This is a genomic window from Streptococcus halitosis (genome assembly GCF_027691175.1).
GTDB classification, from domain to species: domain Bacteria; phylum Bacillota; class Bacilli; order Lactobacillales; family Streptococcaceae; genus Streptococcus; species Streptococcus halitosis_A.
Window position 1 is genome coordinate 1,210,628 of the sequence record NZ_JAQFBD010000001.1, and the last position, 18,489, is coordinate 1,229,116.

Annotated in this window: 19 protein-coding genes; 5 read left to right on the plus strand and 14 right to left on the minus strand. The window is 41.2% G+C overall.

What is annotated here, in order from left to right; all coding sequences use genetic code 11:
* Window positions 1–24: 24 nt before the first annotated feature.
* Genes PG086_RS05900 through PG086_RS05910 form a run of 3 tightly spaced genes read right to left on the minus strand, consistent with a single transcriptional unit; the run spans window position 25 to window position 3,154 of the window.
* Entirely contained in the window at window positions 25–1,284 is a 1,260-nt protein-coding gene (locus tag PG086_RS05900) for an ABC transporter permease (RefSeq protein ID WP_270748104.1), read from the minus strand.
* Window positions 1,285–1,986, minus strand: coding sequence for an ABC transporter ATP-binding protein (locus tag PG086_RS05905; protein WP_000733797.1), 702 nt, complete (start codon window positions 1,984–1,986; stop codon window positions 1,285–1,287).
* A complete protein-coding gene (locus PG086_RS05910; RefSeq protein ID WP_270748106.1) occupies window positions 1,970–3,154 on the minus strand; it encodes an efflux RND transporter periplasmic adaptor subunit in 1,185 nt (394 codons plus the stop codon). Before PG086_RS05910 ends, PG086_RS05905 begins: the two co-directional genes overlap by 17 nt.
* A 265-nt stretch (window positions 3,155–3,419) precedes the next feature.
* Here PG086_RS05910 and gor point away from each other — a divergent pair, with 265 nt between their 5' ends.
* Both gor and PG086_RS05920 read left to right on the plus strand, forming a co-directional pair.
* Window positions 3,420–4,766, plus strand: coding sequence for a glutathione-disulfide reductase (gene gor / locus PG086_RS05915; RefSeq protein WP_270748107.1), 1,347 nt, complete (start codon window positions 3,420–3,422; stop codon window positions 4,764–4,766).
* A 143-nt stretch (window positions 4,767–4,909) separates the two neighbouring features.
* Window positions 4,910–5,446, plus strand: coding sequence for a biotin transporter BioY (locus PG086_RS05920; RefSeq protein WP_223326514.1), 537 nt, complete (start codon window positions 4,910–4,912; stop codon window positions 5,444–5,446).
* A gap of 86 nt (window positions 5,447–5,532) precedes the next feature.
* Here the strand turns inward: PG086_RS05920 and PG086_RS05925 are convergent, their stop codons facing one another.
* Window positions 5,533–9,951 (minus strand): Cna B-type domain-containing protein, encoded by a 4,419-nt coding sequence (locus PG086_RS05925; RefSeq protein WP_270748108.1) that lies wholly within the window; start codon window positions 9,949–9,951, stop codon window positions 5,533–5,535.
* A gap of 558 nt (window positions 9,952–10,509) precedes the next feature.
* Between PG086_RS05925 and PG086_RS05930 the strand changes: the two genes are divergently transcribed.
* The gene (locus PG086_RS05930; protein WP_084939772.1) at window positions 10,510–11,067 is read left to right on the plus strand and encodes a TetR/AcrR family transcriptional regulator; all 558 of its coding nucleotides are present in this window, start codon (window positions 10,510–10,512) and stop codon (window positions 11,065–11,067) included.
* Window positions 11,068–11,100: 33 nt separating this feature from the next.
* Here PG086_RS05930 and PG086_RS05935 read toward each other — a convergent pair whose 3' ends face one another.
* A complete protein-coding gene (locus PG086_RS05935; protein WP_000807427.1) occupies window positions 11,101–11,319 on the minus strand; it encodes a YdbC family protein in 219 nt (72 codons plus the stop codon).
* Window positions 11,320–11,416: 97 nt separating this feature from the next.
* On the opposite strand from PG086_RS05935, the gene PG086_RS05940 reads away from it, so the two are divergent.
* The gene (locus PG086_RS05940) at window positions 11,417–11,737 is read left to right on the plus strand and encodes a hypothetical protein (protein ID WP_084939773.1); all 321 of its coding nucleotides are present in this window, start codon (window positions 11,417–11,419) and stop codon (window positions 11,735–11,737) included.
* 27 nt (window positions 11,738–11,764) lie between these two features.
* On the opposite strand, the gene PG086_RS05945 is transcribed toward PG086_RS05940, so the two are convergent.
* The 6 genes from PG086_RS05945 to rpsP form a co-directional block, all read right to left on the minus strand.
* Entirely contained in the window at window positions 11,765–12,103 is a 339-nt protein-coding gene (locus PG086_RS05945; protein WP_001196045.1) for an ATP cone domain-containing protein, read from the minus strand.
* An 11-nt stretch (window positions 12,104–12,114) separates the two neighbouring features.
* Entirely contained in the window at window positions 12,115–12,834 is a 720-nt protein-coding gene (trmD, locus tag PG086_RS05950; protein WP_033585994.1) for a tRNA (guanosine(37)-N1)-methyltransferase TrmD, read from the minus strand.
* Window positions 12,824–13,342 carry a ribosome maturation factor RimM gene (rimM, locus tag PG086_RS05955; RefSeq protein ID WP_061599233.1) on the minus strand — a complete coding sequence of 173 codons (519 nt, stop codon included), beginning with the start codon at window positions 13,340–13,342 and terminating at the stop codon, window positions 12,824–12,826. Before rimM ends, trmD begins: the two co-directional genes overlap by 11 nt.
* A gap of 79 nt (window positions 13,343–13,421) precedes the next feature.
* Window positions 13,422–13,751 (minus strand): MazG nucleotide pyrophosphohydrolase domain-containing protein, encoded by a 330-nt coding sequence (locus PG086_RS05960; RefSeq protein WP_270748110.1) that lies wholly within the window; start codon window positions 13,749–13,751, stop codon window positions 13,422–13,424.
* Window positions 13,752–13,794: 43 nt separating this feature from the next.
* On the minus strand, window positions 13,795–14,034 hold the full coding sequence (gene kphA, locus PG086_RS05965; protein WP_000379617.1) for an RNA-binding protein KphA: 240 nt from the start codon (window positions 14,032–14,034) through the stop codon (window positions 13,795–13,797).
* Window positions 14,035–14,053: 19 nt separating this feature from the next.
* Window positions 14,054–14,326, minus strand: coding sequence for a 30S ribosomal protein S16 (gene rpsP / locus PG086_RS05970; protein ID WP_000268760.1), 273 nt, complete (start codon window positions 14,324–14,326; stop codon window positions 14,054–14,056).
* A 187-nt stretch (window positions 14,327–14,513) separates the two neighbouring features.
* On the opposite strand from rpsP, the gene PG086_RS05975 reads away from it, so the two are divergent.
* Window positions 14,514–15,317 carry a peptidylprolyl isomerase gene (locus PG086_RS05975; RefSeq protein ID WP_270748111.1) on the plus strand — a complete coding sequence of 268 codons (804 nt, stop codon included), beginning with the start codon at window positions 14,514–14,516 and terminating at the stop codon, window positions 15,315–15,317.
* Between the two features lie 56 nt (window positions 15,318–15,373).
* Here the strand turns inward: PG086_RS05975 and PG086_RS05980 are convergent, their stop codons facing one another.
* The 3 genes from PG086_RS05980 to rlmN are packed head-to-tail and all read right to left on the minus strand — an operon-like array spanning window position 15,374 to window position 18,483.
* Window positions 15,374–16,915 (minus strand): ABC-F family ATP-binding cassette domain-containing protein, encoded by a 1,542-nt coding sequence (locus tag PG086_RS05980; RefSeq protein WP_270748112.1) that lies wholly within the window; start codon window positions 16,913–16,915, stop codon window positions 15,374–15,376.
* A gap of 1 nt (window position 16,916) precedes the next feature.
* Window positions 16,917–17,396, minus strand: a complete 480-nt coding sequence (locus PG086_RS05985; protein ID WP_270748113.1) for a VanZ family protein — start codon at window positions 17,394–17,396, stop codon at window positions 16,917–16,919.
* Between the two features lies 1 nt (window position 17,397).
* A complete protein-coding gene (gene rlmN, locus PG086_RS05990) occupies window positions 17,398–18,483 on the minus strand; it encodes a 23S rRNA (adenine(2503)-C(2))-methyltransferase RlmN (protein WP_084853435.1) in 1,086 nt (361 codons plus the stop codon).
* Window positions 18,484–18,489: the final 6 nt, after the last annotated feature.

Consider the following 18,489-nt stretch of genomic DNA (forward strand, 5'->3'; position numbering starts at 1 on the left):
ATCTTGTTTTTTCTGCTCTATATCTTATTCATAACGAAGGGCTTCGATTGGATCAAGCTTAGAGGCTTTATTGGCTGGCAGGACTCCGAAGATCATACCAACGCTGGCTGACACAGCCAAGCTAAAGAGAGCGATTGGGAGGGACACCCCAACTTCGATACCTGCAATCATATTTTGCAATAGGATACCCGCTAACATTGTCAAGCCTGCTGCACTAACTAGGCCAATGATACCACCTAGCAAGGTCAAGATCATGGACTCAATCAAAAACTGAACTAAGATATTAGCTCGTGTAGCTCCGAGAGCCTTCCGCAGACCAATCTCACGCGTGCGTTCTGTCACCGAGACTAGCATGATATTCATAACACCAGTTCCCCCGACAAAGAGAGAGATTCCTGCGATAGCACTGATAACAGTGGTCATAAAGCCAAAGATTTGTTGCACTTCTTGGAAGGCGGCAGTGGCGTCCGCAACTTGGTACTCCCCTTGTTGAAGACCTGCAATCTCTGTCAGTTTTCGAGCCAACTCTGGACCCAAGGTCTGCGTTAGACTAGTATCATTGACACGAAAGACGATGTTCGAGATTTCATCAGTATTAAAATTGGCTGCGAGAGAGATATTGGTCGTAATTGGAAGTCCACCAATCCCAAAGGCTTTAGCAGTTTTAGCTTCATTGCTAGTATAAACGCCAATCACACGGTAACTAAATTCATTGACAGAGATGACTTGATTAACCGCAGCTTCTGGACTATCAAACAAACTCTTGGCTAATTCTTCATCCAACAAAATCACACTGGCAAATTCCTTGTAGTCTTGCGGTCTTAGACTTCTACCCGCAACGATTTCATTTTCAACTGCGTTCATGTAGGTGCTATTTCCGCCTGTCAGAGTCGCTCGTTCAACCTTCTTATCCTTATAAGATAGGGTAACGTTGGTCGAGTTGGTGACATAGTAACTGTCTACTCCTTTAAGTTTAGCAGCCTCCTTGACCCAAGACTCTAGTGGTTTTGGTGGTTCAACATGAACATCCTCTTCTCTCCCACTGACTGTCAAAGCGGATTGTTTCTGCGTAAAGGAGCCGTCCTTGCTTTTGATAGGAGAGAAAAAGACATGGATATCCTTTTGTGATTTGGTCATGTTTTTATTGACCTGACGAGACATGGAGTCTCCCAGAGCCATGATGACGACGACAGACGAAACTCCGATGATAATCCCGATCATAGTGAGGAAGGAACGCATCTTGTGGGCCATGATGGATGAAAAGGCAAATTTCAGATTCTGCATCTAGTTTTCCTCCTTTTCTACCTGAGCACTGTCTGATGAGATGACCCCATCACGAATGACAATCTGGCGTTTGGCATAGGCGGCAATCTCAGGCTCATGCGTGACCATGATAATGGTCTTCCCTTCCTTGTTTAACTCCACCAACAGTTGCATGATTTGATTTCCTGTCTTGGTATCCAAGGCTCCTGTGGGTTCGTCTGCTAGGATAATAGAGGGATTATTTACCAAGGCACGCGCAATCGCTACACGTTGCTTTTGACCACCTGATAATTCGGAAGGCAAATGATGACTGCGCTCCGTTAGCTCAACCTTTTCTAGAAATTCCTCAGCCAATTTCCGACGTTTTGAAGCTGAAACTCCAGCGTAAATCAAGGGCAATTCAACGTTTTGAAGCGCATTGAGCTTGGACAAGAGAAAGAACTGCTGAAAGACAAAGCCGATTTGTTGGTTGCGAACCTTGGCAAGCTGTTTCTCTCCAAGGCCTGCAACTTCTTGTCCTTCAAGGTAGTACTCCCCACTAGTTGGTGTATCCAACATTCCGATGGTATTCATCAACGTAGACTTACCAGAACCAGATGGTCCCATAATAGCGACAAACTCACCTTCTTGAACTTCTAAGTTAATATTTTTTAGGACCTGCAGTTCTTGGTCACCATTTCGATAACTCCTGCAGATATTTTTTAGACTAATTAGTTTCTTCATCAGCCTTCACCTCTTTTCCTTCTTCCAAGGAAGATGTTGGATTACTGATGACCTTGGCACCGTCTGTCAAACCTGAGGTAATTTCTTGGTTGTCTGCGTCCGCATTTCCCAAAGTAACTTCTACCTTCTTCGCTTTTTTCTGGTCGTCAACGATCCAGACATAGTTTTTGTCATTTTCGGTAACGATACTTGTTAAAGGAACAAGGATGGCTTTACTCTTGTTCTTAACTTCAACACTGACAGAGAAACCTTGTTTCAACTCACCGATATCGCTGGTCACATCAACAGTATAAGGGTACTTAGATCCAGTATTCCCTCCAAGGGCTGCATTTGCTGCTTCTCCGTTGTTTTTAGGATAATCAGAAATATAGCTGATTTTACCTGTCCAGCTCTTATCTTGATAAACCTTCGAAGTAAAGGTAACTTCTTGCCCAACAGAAAGATTGGCAAGGTTGTATTCAGACAACTCCCCTTTGACCTGCAAGTTTTCATTACTTACGACATGTACTACCACTTGGCTATTACCTGTTGGCGATTTGGAAACATTACGATTAACTTCAACTACAGTCCCTTCTAGTGTACTGAGGACAGTTGCAGCATCTAGCTGAGCTTGAGCCTTGTTGAGCTGAGCCACAGCATCTGCACGATTATCCTTGGCATCACTGATTTGAGAATCAATAGAAGATACTGAAGAAGTCGCTACTTGCGCCTGTTCTGGGAGTCCAGCTTCTGTTGGAACCTGTGGAGAAGCTGGTGCAGCTGATGCATTTTCACGAGCTTTGTTTAACTCCTCAATATGACGGTCTGCCTTTGCAACTGCACGATCAGCTGCATCGTAGGCAGCTTGAGCATCCGCACTGCTGTATTTGACCAAAGCTTGCCCTTCTTCGACCTTGTCCCCAACCGAAACAAGAATTTCATCTAAATCTCCCTTACTAGCATCAAAATAAACGTATTGTTCATTTTTTGCTGTAACCGTACCAGACAAGAGAACCGATGAAGCAACGGAACCTTCCTTAGCAGTAACGATATGAGAGGTTTCATCCTTGACTGCTGACTGGGAAGGTTGTCTAAAAATTAAAATCCCCGCAGCACCGATAACAATAGCACTGGCAACACCAATCGCTGTGTATAATTGCCATTTTTTTGCCTTCTTATTTCTTTTCATTTTTAAGCTCCTTTATTCTTTTGCCTTACAAAAACCATTATATCAGAAACACCAAACCCAAACAATGACAGTTCAGATGGAAACAATGACAATTCAGGATCATTATTGCGTTCGGTATTCGTTTTTGGATTATTGTGCTAGATATATAATACAATATCTTTTGGAATTTGGCAAGCGTTTTTATAATTTTTTTACCGTAGCAGATTTTTGCATTCAAATAGTAAAAACGATAGAATATGACTATCAAAGCTATAAGGAGTTTTCTATGAGAGAATATGATATCATTGCCATCGGTGGAGGGAGCGGTGGCATTGCCACCATGAACCGAGCTGGCGAACACGGTGCTAAAGCGGCTGTTATCGAGGAGAAAAAATTAGGTGGAACCTGCGTCAATGTCGGCTGTGTTCCTAAGAAAATTATGTGGTATGGGGCGCAAATCGCTGAAAGCTTCCACCACTACGGACCTGATTATGGTTTTACAAGTTCAGATGTGCAATTTGATTTCGCAAAACTTCGTCAAAATCGTGAAGCCTACATCGATCGTGCCCGCTCGTCTTATGATGGAAGTTTCAAGCGCAACGGTGTTGATCTGATTGAAGGTCGTGCTCATTTCGTTGATTCCCACACCGTCAGCGTTAATGGTGAATTGATTCGTGCCAAACATATCGTGATTGCGACTGGCGCTCGTCCAAGCATCCCAACTATTCCTGGAGCTGAACTCGGTGGTAGCTCAGACGATGTCTTTGCTTGGGAGCAACTTCCTGAATCCGTTGCGATTCTTGGAGCTGGTTATATCGCCGTTGAATTAGCAGGTGTTCTCCACGCGTTAGGAGTAAAAACCGATTTGTTTGTCCGTCGTGATCGTCCCTTGCGTGGTTTTGACAGCTACATCGTTGAAGGACTTGTCAATGAAATGGAAAAAACAGGTCTACCTTTGCACACACACAAGGTACCCGTCAAGCTTGAAGAGACGGAGCAAGGTATTACCATTCATTTCGAAGACGGTTCTAGTCACACTGCAAACCAAGTTATCTGGGCTACCGGCCGCCGTCCAAATGTAGACGGTCTGGAGTTAGAAAAGGCCGGCGTTACACTCAACCAACGTGGATTTATCCAAGTGGATGAGTATCAAAATACAGTTGTAGATGGCATCTATGCTCTTGGAGACGTTACCGGTGAGAAGGAACTGACCCCAGTAGCCATCAAGGCAGGACGTACCCTATCTGAACGCCTCTTTAATGGAAAAACAAATGCCAAGATGGACTACACAACTATCCCTACTGTTGTCTTCTCCCACCCAGCAATCGGAACCGTGGGATTGACTGAAGATCAAGCTATCAAAGAATACGGCCAAGATAACATCAAAGTCTACAAGTCAAGCTTTGCATCTATGTACTCAGCCGTTACAAACCATCGTCAAGAATCTCGCTTCAAACTCATCACAGCCGGTGCTGACGAAAAAGTTGTTGGACTTCACGGACTTGGTTACGGAGTGGATGAGATGATTCAAGGATTCGCTGTCGCTATCAAGATGGGGGCAACCAAGGCAGACTTTGATGCTACAGTAGCTATCCACCCAACTGCCTCAGAAGAATTTGTGACCATGCGCTAATTGCCGAAAGAGACCTCTTAAGGTCTCTTTTTACTTGCAAAATCGGCCGTTACAAAATTGTTACCTTATTTTTAAAAATAGGTTGACTTTTCTTTCTAAATTAGTATAATAGTTACTATAATTTTGAAAAGAGGTTAACAGTTTTGAAAAAAGCTCATATCTATGCCATCCCTGCTATCGGTGCTGCTCTCATCGCTGTATTGGCACAAATCAGTCTCCCTATCGGTCCTGTACCTTTCACTTTGCAAAACTTTGCAATCGGTCTGATTGCAACTGTTTTTAGACCCAGAGAAGCCGTTCTATCTGTAGCTCTCTATCTCCTACTGGGCGCCATTGGTCTACCTGTCTTTGCAGGGGGAGGTGCAGGATTCCACGTTTTAGTCGGTCCAAGTTCAGGCTATCTTTGGTTCGACCTTGTCTATGCAGGACTTACATCTTATCTCATCCATCAAAATAGTGGCTATATTCGCATTTTCCTAGCCAATCTCTTGGGTGATTCACTCGTCTTTGTCGGAGGTATTCTCAGCCTCCACTTCCTTGCTGGTATGTCCCTTGACAAGGCACTCGCTGTTGGCGTCCTTCCCTTTATCCTCCCTGACCTTGGTAAGATTATTGCCATTAGTTTCATTAGCCGTCCCCTTCTCGAAAGATTGAAAAGCCTTCCATATTTTTCAAGATAAAAGAATAGTCCAGAACAATTGTTCTGGACTATTTCCTTTCCAATTACTTCCTAAGAACTAACTGAAAATTAACTCTCTTTTAGAGATTATTTATTTTTACGGCTTACAAAGTACAATCCACCAGTCACTGCCATCAAAGCAAGTCCTGCAACTACTGCTACATTAGATGCTTTTTCACCAGTGTTAGGAAGTTGAGGTTTTGAACCTGGTTTTCCTGGTTCATTTGGTTTACCTGGTGTTGGTTTTTCTGGAGTGTGTGTATTTGTGATATTGAAGCCTTCTACTTTAGATGAATAACCTTCAACCGGCACTTCTTCTACAGAGTACTTGATTTCTGTACCTTTAGTATCTTTATAACGCTCAAGACCTGTAAACTCATAAGTCCAACCAGTTGCTTCTGAGGCTACCGCAGTCTTACCAGTGTCTTGACCATCGGCAAGAAGTTTCACTGTGATAGATGCTGGACGGATACCGTCTTTGTTCTCTTCATCTTTCCAGATCTTCTTACCTTTTATAGATGTTTTTTCTGGTGTATATTCATTGGTAATGGTGTACTTACCATCTTTGTCTGTAGTAACTGTTGAGGTATATTCTTTCACAGCCACTTCTTTGACAGTGTACTTGATTTCTTGACCATTTTCATACTTAGGAAGTGCTTTTGATTCAAACTTCCAACCACTTTTTTCTGAAACTTCAATTTCTTGAACGAGTTCTGCTTTTTCGCCTTCACCCTTAAAGATTTGAACTTTCACTTTATCTGTACGTTTGCCGTCTTGGTTGTTGTTATCATCCCAAACCTTAGTTCCTGAAAGGATAACTGTATCTGGATTGTGAGTGTTAGTCACTACTTGACCAGTCACAGAGGCTTCATAGCCAGCTGGTACATCTATTTCATCGATAGAGTAAGTGATTTCTTTACCAGCTTCGTATTGTGGAAGATTGGTGAAGGATGCTACCCAAGTGTTAGCGTCTGTCTTATCCTTAACTGTCAAGGTCAATTTCTTACCTTCAACGGCTACTGGTTTAGATCCATCTACAGATTTGAAAAGTTGAACCGTTACGGACTCAGGACGTTTACCGTCTTGGTTGTTCGCGTCGTTCCATACTTTTGTTACCTTGTAGTCGATTTCTTTTGGTGCATATTTGTTTGTGATGGTAAAGTCTGTAATAGTTGATTCGTATTCTGCTACGGCTTCTTCTGTTACAGTGTATTTGATTTCTTTACCAGCTTTATATTTTGCTAATTTTTCGAATGTAGCAGTCCATGTTCCGTCTGTGGCTGCTTGAACTTCTTTTGATGCGACTTTCTGACCGTCTGCTAAAAGATTGATTGTAATCTTAGTTGGACGTTTGCCGTCTTGGTTATTCGCGTCATCCCAGTTCTTAGTTGCTTTAATGTCAACTGTTTCTGGAGAGTAACTATTTGTGATAGTGAATCCTGATGCAGCGTCACCAGTAACCTTAGAAGTGTAACCAGGAACAGTTACTTCTACTACTGTGTACTGGATAGGTGTGCCGCCTTTATCAGCATCAAGGTCTGTGAAGCTTCCAGTCCAACCGTTTGCGGCATTGAGTTCAAGTGTTTTACCTGTATCTTGACCGTCTGCAAGCAATTTAACTGTGACAGAAGATGGGCGTTTACCATCTTGGTTGTCCTTATCATCCCATTTTTTCGTCACAGAAACCGAAGTTTTCGCTGGTGTGTATTTGTTTGTAAATACAAGATCTTTTGCTTCTTTTGAAACCGTTGCTTTCAATTCAGTCGCACTTACTTTTTCAACCGTTACTTCAACTTCTTGAACTGTCTTATCGTAAGTGATTCCTGCTTCAGATCCAGCAACTTCTGAGATAGTGTACTTGTGAGTTCCCACTTGGCTCTCATCATATGAGATTGGTGAGAAAGTCACAGTTCCGTCAGCAGCGTTTGTAACTGTTTCAAGCTCTTTGTCGCCTTCTTTCAGAACAAAGCTGTATTTACCTGCTTCAAGATCTTTACCTTCAAGAACTTTCTTAGCTCCAAGAGTTACACTTGTAGCTCCTGCTGGAGTGTAAGTGTTCTCGAATACTTTTTCACCGTCATAAGCAACGGTTGCTTCAAGGACACCTTTACCATTGTCCGCTACAGTTACTGTAGCTGTGATGGTTTTCGTATCGTACTGGATACCTGTAGCAGTACCCGCTTTTTCAGCAATCTTATAAGCATAAGTGCCCGCTTTGTCGAATTCCAATTCTGAGAACTTAACGTTTCCGTCTTTGTCATTCTTCACGGTTTCTTTCACATTACCGTCTTGGTCTGTCAAAGTGAACTCAAATTCATCAGCTTTCAACTCACGTCCTGTCAACTTCTTAGTCACTTCGAGAGCTGCTTTTGCTTTTGAAGTTCCATAGCTGTTATTGAATTCTTTGTCCGCTGGGTAAGTCACATTCGCATGAAGTTTTCCTTCGCCATCATCTGTAACTTCTACTGTGACTTTAACTTCAAGATTATCGTAAGTCACACCATCAACAGTCTTACCAGCGTTTGTTTCAACAATGGTATAGTTGTATGTACCAGCTTTAGTATATTCGATTGGAGCGAATGTTACTTTACCATCAGCAGTGTTCTTCACTTTTTGAAGTTCTGAACCATCTGCATCATTCTTCAAGACAAACTCAAATTCATCAGCTTTCAACTCACGGCCAGTCAACTTCTTAGTCACTTCAAGAGAAGCTGAAGTTTTTTCAGCAGCGTAAGTGTTTTCAAAAGTCTTATCATCACCTTCGTAAGACACAGCTGCAGTCAATTTCCCTTCAGAGTCTGCTGTTACAGTGACTGTAACGCCAACAGGATTAGCATCATAAGTAACACCTTTTTCTGTTTTATTGGCTTTTTTCTCAACGATGTGATAGTTGTATGTACCAGCTTTATCAAATGTCAATTCAGAAAAATTGATATTCCCATCTGCATCATTTGTTACAGTTTCAACAACTTTATCTGTCTTGTCATCAAACAAGTCAAATTCAAACTCGCCAGCTTTCATCGCACGACCAGTCAATTTTTTAATTGCTTGGATCTGAGCTTTTGTGTTGTTGCGTTTGTTTGTGACTGTTTTGATAACACCTTCTTGACCAACAGTTACTTTGATTGGAGTAGAATCCAATTGGTAACCTTTAGGAGCTTCAACTTCAGTGATGGTGAATTCACCCTTTTTAACGTCTTCATCAGTGTAGATTTTAGACTGGGCAACACCACTAGCGTCTGTTGTTACTATTTCTTCTTTAGCTGTAGTTGCACCTTCTGGAGGAGTGATTTTAAATTTAGCTCCTGCAAGACGGTCAAGTGATTTTTCATCTACTTTATACAGCGTAATACGGTAACCAGTTTTCAGTTGGATAGTACCACCTGATGTAACTGTTGAGTTACCAATAACTTTTGTAATAGTTTCAGTACGATCATCGCTCACTGGAAGAACTTTATCATCAGCTGTGATTTCAGCATTGTTTTGAACTTTTGTTCCGTCAGCTGGCGCTGTTGTGTTATAGACGATACGGAATGCTGCTGCTTTACCGTTTGTAGCACGGATAGCTTTAGCATTATTAAAGGTAATAGTGAACTCAGTGTAAGAATCATTCCACTTGATTTCGTAGTCTTTACCTGCTTCAAGAGTTACATCGTCAACTAAAGCGTATACCTTGTTGTAGTAACCAGCAGTAACCACGATTGATTCAGGAATGATTTGCATTGGAGAGTAGTCTTTGTCAACCCAGTCGCGAACTACAATCTTGTTGTACTCAGCTTGTTTAGGGTTTACACGAAGATTCCACTTGTGAACATAATCTCCTGATTTTCCAAGGAGAGCTGATTCCCATTTTTCTTTATTGATAGTACCATTAACTTTGCTAATGTTTGTTTTACCAATACCCTTAGAATAGTCCTGTTCTCCACCTTTTTTGAACTTCATCTTAAAATTGACATCATCTTTTGTTTCTGTCTTATCAAGTTGAATTGATTCTTCTTCTGTTTCTTTCTTAGAGCTGAAAGCTACGTAGAAGGTACCTGAAACACCACGAACATCTGTACCACCTTTTTTCTTAAGGTACTCAGCAAGGTTTTTCAAAGTAATGGTAACTTTACCACCTTGGTTGTCACCATTAGAAACAACTGTTGCATCACCTACAGCAGTATCAGTCTCTTTATCTTTGAGTTCAAAGGTTTCAGCACGAACAGATAATGGAGCTGGAATAGTGAATGTAAAGGTATCACCATCCTGCAGTTTTCCATCATAAGCGCTCAAATCAAAATCAGCAGCAAACTTATAGTTTTCGTAAGATTGATTTTGTGGTGATAGGTTGTAAACTCCTTTAGCATCTGGTGTCACAAACTTACCATTATCAGTCTCCCAAATTCCTACTTTGGTAATGACATTTTTAAGTTCTTGTGCTTGAACTGTATTTGTCAAAGCAGCAGAACCCAATAAAACGAGTAGTGGCGTTAAAATATAGAGCCACAATTTCTTAAATTTCATGACTTTCCTTTCTAAATGATTGAAATTGATGAATAGTGCATCTTCTTCTCCCAGTAGGCAACACCCCTTTCAATCGCATGATTTGTTACACGATAACATACTTGTAACACTTGCTTTGAAAAACAATTACACTATTATAGTATTTAAAATATTTATTCAATTCAATCTTTAGCAGGAGTATCATTACTCTTGGTCAGATGGAAATATAGCAAAATATCGTCCATGACTATTGTACTACATATCGTTGAATATTTTTATTAAAATCTTTTTATCTATCAAGTTATTTATTTACACGATGTCAACTTTTTTGATATATTATCTTATAACACCATATAAAAAGTGACTATCCTAAGAATTGTCTGAAAATACTGATATAATAGGAGTTTGCAAATAGTACTAGCTCCCCGTAATAATCTGTTATTTATAATGAATCTATGATATAATAGTCTTATAAAGGCTTTCGAATAATCATCTATTCAGTTTATTTATGCTAAAAGGAAAACTTGGGGTAATACTAAATCTAGTATTTTTAATATTTATAGATAGGAAGGTAAAGCTATGGCAAATAAAACTAGAGAGTTAATCTTAGATGCTTTTATCACTCTTGCAAGGACAAACCCTCAGCGAACTTCTTTTACCATGACTGAGATTGCTGCAGAAGCTGGTATTTCCCGCCAAGCGATTTATCAAAAGCACTTTAATAACTTTGAAGATATTATCGATTATATCCACAAGGAGACTGATCAACAGATCTTTAATAATTTTAACAACTACTGTCCTGAAAGAGATGGCGATCCCATCACTTTCTTAGCGGACCACATTCTTCCTCTCATCTATGAAAAGCGAGAAGTCGTCGGTACCTTGTATACCACACAAGTCGACCCATGTTGGAAGGAGTTTCTGCGTGGAACATACTCTGAGTGGGTACTAAAGAATGTCAATTACCAACTGAAATATAATTTTAGTAAAGAAGACATCGCTTATATCATTACGACCATGGCGATTTCATTCATTGAAGTGTGGATTCGTAAAGATAATCCAATACCACCTGAAGAGTATAGAGAGACTTTCATTCAATTGGCTAAGACTTCTCTCTGTGACTATATTGTGTCATAAAAAAAGAATCTTGAGTTCCACTCAAGATTCTTTTTATTGTCCACCTTTAAAGGCATCCACCATTACCTGAAATTCTTCATTTGTAAGAGTAATTCCCTTGCCCATTTTAGTATGGTCTGGGCTCCAAGCACGAATGTCAAACTTTGCAGGGGCTCCATTAAAGCTGACGCGGTTGATTTCCTTGGTCCATCCTTTTTCATTTTCAGACAAGGTCAGTAAGTGTTCTTCGATTTCAAATGTAAATTCTGCCATTTTGTTCTCCTTTTTAGTTTTCATTAGATTATTCGAAAAATCTTGTAGTTTTTAAGAAAATTTTATATAATGTGGATATATAAGAAGGGAGGATTCTATGAGACAGGCATTCCAACTAGTTCTAGATAAACTACATAGTTTTCTCAATGGGAATGATGATCATCCTCAAATCGAGGACAACTCCCTCACTGCTATGATTGAACAAGCCATCCAGAAAAAGACGGCTGTTCATGTGATACTTGCAGAAACAAGTTTTACGGGTGATATTGTCAAACACGACGTCAATCGCCAACAAATTATCGTCAAGAATTTTTCAAAAAACGTGACTCGAATCATTCGTATCAGTGATATTAAACGGCTTCGTTTCGTTCCCTCAACCGTACAAAAAGCTCAGAAAAGTCTATTTAAGAAAGAGTGAGATGTTCTCTGCATCCCACTCTTTTTCTTAACGGATTTGTTCAAAATGAAGGTGCACTGCGATATGGTCGCCATAACCACTTCTCTCCAAATCGCGTTGCAAACGATAAGAGATATAGTGTTCTGCAATGGTAATGTAGCCAGCTCCAAGTAAGCGGTGCTCAACCATTGATTGGATCATGCTGATAGTGGCACGTTCTACTTTTGCTTCTTCCAAGTCCAAAACGACTTTTTTAGTAACTTGAGCTAAGTTTTGACGTAAGTCATCAGTCAAAACATAAACTGTTTGAGCTGCTTTTAGGACAGCTTGGTAAATTTTATCTGGATCAAATTCAGCAATTTCTCCATTACGTTTGATTACTTGCATAAGGTTCTCCTTTATTCTTTGTTTTCTTTGATTTCAGCCAGCATCTTTTCTTCTTCAGCTGTCAGTTGATAGTTTTCTAGCAGGTCAGGTCTGCGCTCGTAGGTTTTCTTTAGACTCTCATACAGTCGCCACTGGCGAATCTTTTCATGGTGCCCACTCATGAGCACATCTGGCACGACCATGCCTCTATAGTCATAAGGGCGAGTGTACTGAGGATATTCGAGAAGTCCTGAAGAAAAACTATCATCCTGGTGACTAGACTCCTTACCAATCACTTCCGGAATCAGGCGAACGGTCGCATCAATCATGGTCATGGCCGCCAATTCTCCTCCAGTCAAGACATAGTCTCCTAGGGAAATTTCATCGGTTACCAAGGTCTTGATGCGCTCGTCATACCCTTCATAGTGACCACAGATAAAGATCAGTTCCTCTTCCTTAGCCAAATCCTCAGCGTAAGCCTGATCGAACTGTTTCCCAGCAGGATCAAGAAGAATGACACGGGGATTTTTCTTTTCAATAGCATCAAAGGCATCGAAAATGGGTTGGGCCCGGAGTAACATCCCCTGACCGCCTCCGTAGGGCTCGTCGTCAACATGACGGGCTTTTTCAGCGTATTCTCTGAAATTATGGTACTGGATATCCAAGAGCCCTTTTTCTCGAGCCTTTCCAACAATCGAGTGCTCCAACGGAGAAAACATCTCAGGAAAGAGGGTTAAAATATCAATCTTCATCATCTAGTCCTTCTAAGATTTCCACTTCGACCCGCTTGTTTGGAATATCAACATTGAGAACTACTGGCGGAATGTAAGGTAAAAGCAAATCACGCTTACCTTTTCGTTTGACCACCCAGACATCATTGGCTCCAGGTTGTAGGATTTCCTTGATGGTTCCAACCAAGTTATCTCCCTCGTAAACATCCAAACCGATAATCTCGTGATAGTAGAATTCACCATCATCTAAGTCATTTAGGTCTTCCTCAGAGACCTTGAGACTGTATCCCTTGTACTTTTCAATCGCATTGATATGGTACATATCTTTGAACTTGATAATGTCAAAGTTCTTCTGCTTACGATGACTTGCAATGGTCACTGTTTGGACAAACTGATCTTTTTCATCAAATAAAGCCAGCTCTGCCCCTTTTTTAAACCGTTCCTCAGCAAAATCAGTCACAGACAAGACTCGCATCTCACCTTGTAGACCCTGCGTATTAACGATTTTTCCAACATTAAAGTAGTTCATCTTGTCTCCTGTATCTATTTCTATCCTTTATTTTATCACGTTCCAGGGATTTTCACAAGTTGAAGAACAGTGACTGCAATTAGCTTTGAGCGTCTAAAAACTTTTCTAAATCACGTTCATGTTGGTACTTAATGGCAGCCTTCTTATCTTTGTCAAAGATGGCTTTGGTTAGATCAATATCGTTGGTGGTCGCAATTGCGACAGTGTAGTGAATAATATCAGCCAGTTCTTTGGCTAGTTCCTCATTTGAGTCCTGGACACCCTCTTTTCGACCAGAGCGCCCATTCAAGACCTCTGCTACCTCTCCGACTTCCTCCACTAGCTTGATAAAGAGGCCTTCCTCAGTTCGAGATTGCTGGTAATGTTCGAGTAAGTAAGCTTGTAATTGTCTAAACGTTAGATCCTTCATCTTCTCCTCCTCACAAAAAAGCGAGACATCCGTCCCGCTTTTTTTATTTTTCATCGATAACGATTCTTACTTTTTTGTCTTCAGTTGGGACAGAGTAGACAATCGTTCTTATCGCTGAGATAGTGCGACCCTTACGACCGATAACACGACCGACATCGCTTTGGTCAAGATCCAAGTGATACTCCAAAAACTCTGGTGTGTCTTCAATCTTGATAGTTAAGGCATCAGGTTGTGAAATCAAAGGTTTCACAATCGCAATAATGAGATTTTCAATCGTATCCATCTGTCAACCTACTTTAAACTTATTTTGAGAATTTAGAATCGTGGAATTTTTTCAATACGCCTTCTTTTGAAAGGATGTTGCGAACTGTATCTGAAGGTTGAGCTCCATCAGCCAACCATGCAAGAACGCGGTCCTCTTTCAAAGTTACTTGGTTTTCAGCAACAAGTGGGTTGTAAGTTCCAACTGTTTCGATGAAACGTCCGTCACGTGGTGAACGTGAGTCTGCTACGTTGATACGGTAGAAAGGTTTTTTCTTAGAACCCATACGAGTCAAACGGATTTTAACTGCCATTTTTTAATGTCTCTTTTCTTATTTTTTATTTCGGTGAAATAGCTGAGCTATTTAGCACATATTCTATTATAGCAGATTTTCGAAAGGTGTCAAGAAAAAAACTTGACAGAGTTTTAATTTTTTAAACATTTGAAATCCACTCCCTTTTAAGGTACAATGGTAGAAATGAATTTTTGAGAGGTTAACAATGAAAAAACTAGCAACCCTTCTTTTACTATCAACGGTAGCCCTTGCTGGATGTACTAGTATCCAACGTGGTCTCCGTGGCGATGACTATGTTGACTCTAGTATCTCAGCTGAAGAAAGTTCTAAAGCAGCTGCTCAGGCTGCCAAAGATTTGAATGACGCTTTAACCAATGAAAATGCCAACTTCCCTCAACTTTCTAAGGAAGTTGCTGAAGATGAAGCTGAGGTTATTTTACACACAAATCAAGGCGATATCCGCATCAAACTCTTTCCAAAACTAGCTCCTCTAGCCGTTGAAAACTTCCTTACTCACGCCAAAGAAGGTTACTATAACGGCATTACCTTCCACCGTGTCATCGATGGCTTTATGGTCCAAACTGGAGATCCTAAAGGGGATGGTACAGGTGGTCAATCCATCTGGCATGATAAGGATAAAACGAAGGACAAGGGAACTGGTTTCAAAAATGAAATCTCTCCTTACCTATACAATATCCGAGGAGCTCTTGCTATGGCTAACACTGGTCAACCAAACACCAACGGTAGCCAGTTCTTCATCAACCAAAACTCAACAGATATTTCAGCTAAACTCCCTACAAGCAAGTATCCAAAGAAAATCATCGAAGCCTATAAAGAAGGTGGAAATCCGAGTCTAGACGGCAAACACCCTGTCTTTGGTCAAGTGATCGATGGCATGGACGTTGTTGACAAGATTGCCAAAGCTGAAAAAGATGAGAAAGACAAACCGACTTCTGCTATCACCATTGATAGTATCGAAGTGGTGAAAGACTACGATTTTAAATCCTAAATAACCTAAAAAATACAGTATCCGCATTCGATACTGTATTTCTTTTTTCCTCATTTTTAAGTTAGCTTGTTAAAGTCCCAGATTTGGTCCATCCAACCTTCATAAAAGTCTGGTTCGTGGCAGACCATAAGGATAGATCCCTTGTATTCTTTGAGAGCACGTTTGAGTTCATCCTTGGCATCTACATCCAAATGGTTGGTCGGCTCATCCAGCACTAAAACGTTGTTTTCACGATTCATCAAGAGACAGAAACGAACCTTGGCTTGTTCCCCACCTGACAAGACTTGAATCTGACTTTCGATATGCTTAGTTGTCAAACCACAACGAGCAAGGGCTGCACGGACTTCTGCTTGGTTAAGGGCTGGAAAGGCATTCCAGACAGCCTCTAGTGGTGTTTGACGATTGCCACCTTCTACTTCTTGCTCAAAGTAGCCAAGTTCTAAGTAATCACCGCGTTCAACTTCCCCAGCGATTGGTGGGATAATACCCAAGAGAGACTTCAAGAGAGTTGTTTTCCCGATACCATTTGCCCCAATAATAGCAACCTTTTGATTGCGTTCAAAGGTGAGGTTTAAAGGCTTGGTAAGGGGATGGTCATAACCAATCTGCAAGTCCTTGGCTTGGAAGATAAAGCGCCCAGGGGTGCGAGCTGGTTTAAAATCAAAGGATGGTTTTGGCTTCTCACTTTGAAGTTCGATGATGTCCATCTTGTCCAGTTTCTTTTGACGGGACATGGCCATATTACGCGTTGCAACACGCGCTTTGTTTCGAGCCACGAAATCCTTGAGGTCTGCAATCTCTTTCTGCTGACGTTCATAGGCCGCTTCCAACTGAGATTTCTTCATGGCATAGACTTCCTGGAACTGGTAGTAGTCACCAGAGTAACGCGTCAACTGTTGATTTTCCACATGGTAGACGATATTGATTACGTCGTTGAGGAAAGGAATATCGTGCGAAATAAGGACAAAGGCATTCTCATAGTTTTGGAGATAACGTTTGAGCCAGTCAATGTGTTCAGCATCCAAGTAGTTGGTTGGCTCGTCCAGCAACAAGATATCTGGCTTTTCGAGGAGGAGTTTAGCCAAAAGCACCTTGGTTCTTTGCCCACCTGACAAGGCTGTTACGTCTGTATCCATACCATAGTCCATGACACCGAGGGCACGCGCTACTTCATCAATCTTGGCATCCAAAGTATAGAAGTCTCGACTCTCCAAACGGTCTTGGAGTTCACCAACTTCTTCCATCAGCGCGTCGATATCTGCTCCCTCTTCTGCCATCTCCATATAGAGGTCATTGATGCGAGCTTCTGCTTTAAATAGCTCATCAAAGGCCGTACGAAGAACATCGCGCACAGTTTGACCTTCCTTTAGCACAGCATGCTGGTCCAAGTAGCCAGCAGTCACATACTTAGACCACTCCACCTTTCCTTCGTCTGGCAACATCTTACCAGTCACGATGCTCATAAAGGTTGATTTTCCTTCACCATTGGCACCGACTAGACCGATATGTTCTCCCTTGAGGAGACGGAAGGACACATCTTCAAAAATTGCACGGTCACCAAAACCGTGACTTAAATTTTTAACTTCTAAAATACTCATTCTAATTCCTTATCTTGTTTTTATGTAGTCCTTTATAGAGGACCCAAGCCAGATAGCCACCCAAGGTATTGGTCCACAGATCATCAATCTCAAAGACCCTATTAAAATCAAAGAAAAAGTCTAAGACCAGCTGCGTACATTCAATTCCTAAGCTCAGAAGAAAACTGAGAAATAGGATTTTTTTCGTTTTTCGTAAGTTTGGATAAAGGTAGAGCAGTTGGAAGACCAGAGGGAAGAGCAAGAAGACATTTAAAATGTTCTGCAAAAAGATCCAAAGGACTTGTCCCAAACTGGTCACTTCACCCAGATTCCAAAGGGAGTTTAAGGGAGTTAAAAGAAAAACCAGGCGTCCAAAAGTTTGAATACCTGGAGTTTCCACTCCTGTAGGAAGTTGAGGTTGGGGAGTAAAGCAAAAACAAATAATGCAAAGACTGTAAACAGCCACTCCCAATTTCAAGATTAATTCTCTTTTTTTAGTCATTTTATGGATTTACCGCTGCGACTGCCTTCTGGCGGTCACGTTTCATTGTATTGGAGCGCAATTGTCCACAAGCTGCATCAATATCAGTACCATGCTCTTGACGGACAACACAGTTGACCCCTTTTTTCTTGAGGGTATCGTAGAAGGCCATCACGCGCTCTTTAGGACTACGGCTATATTGGTCATGTTCACTAACTGGGTTATAAGGAATCAAGTTTACATATGACAATTTCTTGATGTTTTTGAGCAATTCAGCCAACTCCAAGGCTTGTTCTACACCATCGTTGACTTCATTGAGCATGATATATTCAAAGGTTACACGACGATTGGTTGTTTCGATATAGTACTCAATAGCTGCGAAGAGCTTTTCAATCGGAAAGGCACGGTTAATCTTCATGATGCTTGAACGCAATTCATTGTTTGGTGCGTGAAGGGAAACAGCCAGATTGACCTGTACGCCTTCATTAGCAAAGTCACGAATTTTATGGGCCAAACCTGAGGTTGAAACTGTGATGTGACGAGCACCGATAGCCATTCCCTTGTCATCATTGATGGTACGGACGAAATTCAACACATTGTTGTAATTATCAAATGGTTCACCGATTCCCATGACAACGATATGGCTGACACGCTCGTCCTGACCACGCTCATCAAAGTATTTCTGAACTAGCATGATCTGCGCCACGATTTCCCCGTTATTGAGGTCGCGTTGCTTCTTGATCAAGCCTGATGCACAGAAGGTACAACCAATATTACAGCCGACCTGAGTGGTCACACAGACTGATAAACCGTAGTGTTGACGCATCAACACAGTCTCAATCAACATGCCATCTGGCAACTCGAAAAGATACTTAACAGTACCGTCAGCAGACTCTTGTAAAATTCGTTGTTTCAAAGGATTGACCACAAACTGGTCATTGAGCTTAGCAATCAAATCCTTGGAAAGGTTGGTCATTTCTTCAAATGACTGGACACGTTTACGGTAGAGCCATTCCCAGATTTGATCTGCACGGAATTTCTTTTCTCCCTGTTCTAATACCCATTCTTGCATGGTTTGACGTGTTAAACTATAAATAGACGGTTTCATCTCTTC

Bases quoted from the DNA above. Each gene is read 5' to 3' on its own strand.
- rimM (WP_061599233.1), bottom strand. From the start codon at position 13,342: ATGAACTACTTTAATGTTGGAAAAATCGTTAATACGCAGGGTCTACAA.
- PG086_RS05975 (WP_270748111.1), top strand. From the start codon at position 14,514: ATGAAAAAACTAGCAACCCTTCTTTTACTATCAACGGTAGCCCTTGCT.
- gor (WP_270748107.1), top strand. From the start codon at position 3,420: ATGAGAGAATATGATATCATTGCCATCGGTGGAGGGAGCGGTGGCATT.
- kphA (WP_000379617.1), bottom strand. From the start codon at position 14,034: ATGGATACGATTGAAAATCTCATTATTGCGATTGTGAAACCTTTGATT.
- PG086_RS05925 (WP_270748108.1), bottom strand. From the start codon at position 9,951: ATGAAATTTAAGAAATTGTGGCTCTATATTTTAACGCCACTACTCGTT.
- rlmN (WP_084853435.1), bottom strand. From the start codon at position 18,483: ATGAAACCGTCTATTTATAGTTTAACACGTCAAACCATGCAAGAATGG.
- PG086_RS05980 (WP_270748112.1), bottom strand. From the start codon at position 16,915: ATGAGTATTTTAGAAGTTAAAAATTTAAGTCACGGTTTTGGTGACCGT.
- PG086_RS05910 (WP_270748106.1), bottom strand. From the start codon at position 3,154: ATGAAAAGAAATAAGAAGGCAAAAAAATGGCAATTATACACAGCGATT.
- PG086_RS05930 (WP_084939772.1), top strand. From the start codon at position 10,510: ATGGCAAATAAAACTAGAGAGTTAATCTTAGATGCTTTTATCACTCTT.
- PG086_RS05905 (WP_000733797.1), bottom strand. From the start codon at position 1,986: ATGAAGAAACTAATTAGTCTAAAAAATATCTGCAGGAGTTATCGAAAT.
- PG086_RS05935 (WP_000807427.1), bottom strand. From the start codon at position 11,319: ATGGCAGAATTTACATTTGAAATCGAAGAACACTTACTGACCTTGTCT.
- PG086_RS05900 (WP_270748104.1), bottom strand. From the start codon at position 1,284: ATGCAGAATCTGAAATTTGCCTTTTCATCCATCATGGCCCACAAGATG.
- PG086_RS05940 (WP_084939773.1), top strand. From the start codon at position 11,417: ATGAGACAGGCATTCCAACTAGTTCTAGATAAACTACATAGTTTTCTC.
- PG086_RS05945 (WP_001196045.1), bottom strand. From the start codon at position 12,103: ATGCAAGTAATCAAACGTAATGGAGAAATTGCTGAATTTGATCCAGAT.
- PG086_RS05960 (WP_270748110.1), bottom strand. From the start codon at position 13,751: ATGAAGGATCTAACGTTTAGACAATTACAAGCTTACTTACTCGAACAT.
- rpsP (WP_000268760.1), bottom strand. From the start codon at position 14,326: ATGGCAGTTAAAATCCGTTTGACTCGTATGGGTTCTAAGAAAAAACCT.
- trmD (WP_033585994.1), bottom strand. From the start codon at position 12,834: ATGAAGATTGATATTTTAACCCTCTTTCCTGAGATGTTTTCTCCGTTG.
- PG086_RS05985 (WP_270748113.1), bottom strand. From the start codon at position 17,396: ATGACTAAAAAAAGAGAATTAATCTTGAAATTGGGAGTGGCTGTTTAC.